The 615-nt window shown below is 64.9% G+C and carries 2 protein-coding genes; both read left to right on the top strand.

Annotated elements, in window-relative coordinates:
• On the top strand, positions 1-381 hold a 381-nt coding region (locus ACT3TD_RS14815), incomplete at its 5' end, for an IS5 family transposase (protein WP_444638077.1).
• 7 nt (positions 382-388) lie between these two features.
• Positions 389-615 (top strand): transposase (locus tag ACT3TD_RS14810; RefSeq protein ID WP_444638078.1); only part of this gene is annotated, 227 nt, incomplete at its 3' end.

Here is a 615-nt window from a genome sequence, read left to right as displayed (position 1 = left end):
GACGTGATCACCGACGAGATCTGGGCCGTGATCGGCCCGCTGTTCCCCGCCGCGAAGGCCACAGGCCGCCCACCGGTCGACCGACGTCTCGTGGTGGAGGCCACCGCCTGGCGTTTTCGTACCGGCGCACCGTGGCGCGATCTGCCAGAGCGCTTCGGCAACTGGAATACGATCTACAAGAACTTCCACCGCTGGGCCACAGCCGGGGTGTGGGCAGAGTTACTCAGCTATGTTCAGTGCGCCGCCCACCGTGCCGGCGAACTGGACTGGGTCACCTCAATCGACTCCACCATCGTGCGGGTACACCAGCACGGCTCCACCCTGCCGCGCATCACAGGGGGCACACGCGAATTACAACAATCAGAGCTCCGAGCCGTCTGATCATGCCATCGGCCGTTCTCGGGGCGGGTTGACCTGCAAGAATCACCTGGTATGTGATGGGCGCGGTCGGGTGCTCAGCTTTGTGCTCACCGGCGGTCAGGTCGCCGATACGATCATGCTGCCCGTCGTCTACGACCAGGTCACAGTGCAGGGTAGCGTCGGTCGCCCGCGGACACGACCGCAGCGGGTGCTGGCGGACAAGGGCTACCCCAGCAAAGCCAACCGGTCGTATCT

Source organism: Corynebacterium sp. AOP36-E1-14, assembly GCF_052377495.1.
GTDB lineage: Bacteria > Actinomycetota > Actinomycetes > Mycobacteriales > Mycobacteriaceae > Corynebacterium.
The sequence above is the reverse complement of the archived record's forward strand: the minus strand, read 5'-3'. Positions and strand labels throughout refer to the sequence as shown.